Genomic DNA, 3,335 nt, shown 5'->3' with positions numbered 1-3,335 from the left:
AGCTTGCGCAGCACCGCGCGCTCGCGGACGATCTCGGCATAGCGGCGCAGGTTGGACGCGCTCGGCACGCTCTGCGCGAGCGCGTTCAGGTAGGTCAGCCCGCCGCAATCGGCCGCCTTGCCCAGGCCCTGGAGCTGCTCGAACACGGTGATCACGTCGGCCGGCTTCGAGCCGTTGATCAGCCCGCCGATCGCCGCGTAGATCAGCTTGTGCTCGTAGCGGTAGAAGTCGGTGTCCTGCAGCAGGTCGCCGCAACGGTCCCAGGCGCTGTTGTCGAGCAGCAGGCCGCCGATGACGCTCTGCTCGGCCTCGATCGAATGCGGCGGCACGCGCAGCCGCGCCACCTCGTCATCTTCCGCACCGTGGCTGCGCGCTGCGTCGGATCCGAATTGCGGGGGGAGATTGAAAACCGAGGACATCGATGCTTCCTGCAACAACAAGCTGTGGGCAACCCTGTGGACATCCCGTGGTCAAGCGTTGGACAACCGCGGAAAACTCGCTTGCCAATGAAAAAGGGCCGGCGAAGCCGACCCTTTCATCGAGGCGTGGAGCGCAACCTTAGTCGGTTTCGCCAACCACCACAACCTTGACATCCACGACCACATCGGTGTGCGGCGCCACCGACACGACGTGTTCGCCGACGGTCTTCAGCGGACCGTTGGGCAGGCGAACCTGCGCCTTGGCGATCTTGAAGTCGATGCGCGTCAGCGCTTCGGCGATGTCGTTGTTGGTCACCGAACCGAACAACCGGCCATCCACACCCGCCTTTTGCGTGATGTGAACGGTGCGGCCGCTCATCTTCTCGCCCAGCGCTTGCGCGGTGGCGAGCTTGTCGGCAGCGGCCTTTTCGAGCTCGGCGCGCTTGGCTTCGAATTCCTTGATCGCGACCGGCGTCGCACGGCGTGCGGACTTGGTCGGGATCAGGAAGTTGCGTGCATAACCGTCCTTGACCTTGACGACATCGCCGAGGTTTCCGAGGTTGCCCACTTTTTCGAGCAGGATCACTTGCATGGTGTGGCTCCTCAGACCTTGTGCTGGTCGCTGTACGGCAGCATCGCCAGGAAGCGCGCGCGCTTGATGGCGGTGGTCAGCTGACGCTGGAAGAACGCGCGCGTGCCGGTCAGGCGTGCGGGCGTGATCTTGCCGTTCTCACCGATGAAATCGCGCAAGGTGTCGATGTCCTTGTAGTCGATCTCCTTGACGCCGGTCACCGTGAAGCGGCAGAAGCGCTTGCGGCGGAACAGCAGGGATTGTTGGTTGCGCTTGGGCTTGCGGTCCTTCGAGAACCGACCTTTACCACGTGGCGGGGGCATATTTCACCTCACTTGAATATCAGATCCGGACAAACAGGTTGAGCACGAGGCTCATTCGAATTCGGTCACATGGAACAGCGTGCCGCGACCGCTGCGCATTGCTGAAAGAAAGCCGGCGAAGGTGCCTGTGCTTCCGATCGGCAGTGCCTGCAGGCGCCGTGTGATGTCGCCGATGGCCACTGCACGGATCTCCAGGGAGACCCTGCGGACCTGGCCGGATTCGCTGACCTGCGATTCGTGCTTGAGGCTCAAATCGAAGGCCGGCAGCCCGGCCGGCGTGTATCTCACAGCCCCTCGCTCCACCACTTGCGCCGCCAGAACCAATCGGTTCATGCAACGCCCGGGTGACAGCCGCGGGACCTCACCGTTCTCAGGCTGCAGCTTCCTGCGGGGCCTTGCGGGACTCTTCCTTCTCGACCGCCTTCATCATCACCGACGGACCGCTGTCGGCCTGGGGGCGGACGACGGTCAGGTGACGCAGCACGGCGTCGTTGAAGCGGAAGCCCGTTTCCAGCTCGCCGAGGACTTCCTTGCTGCATTCGATGTTGATGCAGAGGTAGTGGGCCTTGGCCAGTTTCTGGATCAGGTAAGCCATCTGGCGACGGCCCCAATCTTCCACACGGTGGACCTTGCCGCCGCCGGCGGTGATCACACCCTTGTAGCGTTCCAGCATGGCCGGAACCTGTTCGCTCTGATCCGGATGGATGAGCAAGATGATTTCGTAGTGACGCATTGAAACTCCTTTTGGGTTTGCACCCCTGACCTTCCCCGCCGAAAAGCAAAAGGAAAGCAGTTGGGTGATAGACCACCCCAAGCGTCGTCTGGGTGTGGCAAGGCGAACCCGGGATTCTACTCAGAAATCGGGTGAGTGGACATTTTTCTGTCTTGCCTCGTTCAAGGCGCACGCAGGCGGTCGAGAAAGGCCTGCGTCTGCGGCCCCGGCGCCGGCCCCAGCAGGCTGCCGATGACCGTCGCCGCGAAGCCCGCCGGCACGCCGAACACCCCCGCCGAGATCGGCTGGATGCCGAACCACAGCTGCCCCGGCACCTGCACGCCCAGCAGCCCGCGCATCCAGGGCTCGTTCAGCGCCATGTAGTACAGCGTCACCGACAACCCGACCAGCATGCCGAGCACCGCGCCCAGCCAGTTCGCGCGCCGCCAGAACACCCCCAGCACCAGCGCCGGGAAGAAGGCCGAGYCCGCGAACGAGAACGCCGCCGACACCAGGAAGACGATGTCCGCCGGCTTCTGCGTCGCCAGCGCCGCCGCCGCCAGCGCGACCAGCAGCAGCATCACCTTCGACAGCATCACGCGCAGCCCGCCGGCCGCCTTCGGGTCGAGCGTGCGGTAGTAGACGTCGTGCGACAGCGCGCTCGAGATCGTCAGCAGCAGCCCGTCGGCGGTCGACAGCGCGGCCGCCAGCCCGCCGGCCGCCACCATGCCCGAGACGACGTAGGGCAGCCCGGCGATCTCGGGCGTGGCCAGCACGATGATGTCGGCGCCGATGCGGATCTCGCCCAGCTGCAGCACGCCGTCGCGGTTGATGTCGGCCACCGACAGCAGCGTCGGGTCGACCTTGGCCCAGTTCGCGATCCAGGCCGGCAGCTGATCGAAGGGCGTGCCGACCAGCGAGGTGAACAGCTCGTACTTCACCAGCACCGCCAGCGCCGGCGCCGACAGGTACAGCAGCAGGATGAAGAACAACGACCAGGTGACCGACTGCCGCGCCTGCCGCACCGACGGCGTCGTGTAGCAGCGCACCAGGATGTGCGGCAGCGCCGCGGTGCCGATCATCAGGCAGAACACCAGCGCGATGAAGTTGCGGCGCGAATCGCCGAAGGCCTCGCGCTCGCCCGGCGTGCCGTCAGGGTCGCCCGCGAACGGCGTACCGTGCGGCGGCATGCCGCCGAGCGGATGCGCCCTCGCCTCGTTGGCCGCCTGCGACTGCGTCCACGCGATGCGCGCCGCGGCCTCGTCGGCCGGCAGCGACAGCAGCAGCTTCTCGGCCGCCTGCAGTTCGGC

The 3,335-nt window shown here is 65.6% G+C and carries 6 protein-coding genes; all 6 read right to left on the bottom strand.

All coding sequences use genetic code 11. From position 1 onward, the window contains the following. On the bottom strand, positions 1-419 hold a 419-nt coding region (locus tag AC1DXV_RS32945; RefSeq protein WP_477937716.1), incomplete at its 3' end, for a DnaB-like helicase N-terminal domain-containing protein. A 139-nt stretch (positions 420-558) separates the two neighbouring features. Further along, the gene (gene rplI / locus AC1DXV_RS32940; RefSeq protein WP_047502603.1) at positions 559-1,011 is read right to left on the bottom strand and encodes a 50S ribosomal protein L9; all 453 of its coding nucleotides are present in this window, start codon (positions 1,009-1,011) and stop codon (positions 559-561) included. Positions 1,012-1,022: 11 nt separating this feature from the next. Then, positions 1,023-1,313: a 30S ribosomal protein S18 gene (gene rpsR / locus AC1DXV_RS32935; RefSeq protein ID WP_047502601.1), complete on the bottom strand. Its 291-nt coding sequence runs from the start codon at positions 1,311-1,313 to the stop codon at positions 1,023-1,025. Positions 1,314-1,364: 51 nt separating this feature from the next. Further along, the gene (gene priB / locus AC1DXV_RS32930; RefSeq protein WP_047502598.1) at positions 1,365-1,646 is read right to left on the bottom strand and encodes a primosomal replication protein N; all 282 of its coding nucleotides are present in this window, start codon (positions 1,644-1,646) and stop codon (positions 1,365-1,367) included. Positions 1,647-1,683: 37 nt separating this feature from the next. After that, positions 1,684-2,046 (bottom strand): 30S ribosomal protein S6, encoded by a 363-nt coding sequence (rpsF, locus tag AC1DXV_RS32925; protein ID WP_477937714.1) that lies wholly within the window; start codon positions 2,044-2,046, stop codon positions 1,684-1,686. 161 nt (positions 2,047-2,207) lie between these two features. Further along, positions 2,208-3,335: VC_2705 family sodium/solute symporter (locus AC1DXV_RS32920; RefSeq protein ID WP_477937712.1), on the bottom strand; the 1,128-nt coding region annotated here is incomplete at its 5' end.

This window comes from Rhizobacter sp. P3_C12, from assembly GCF_056402735.1.
The sequence above is the reverse complement of the archived record's forward strand: the minus strand, read 5'-3'. Positions and strand labels throughout refer to the sequence as shown.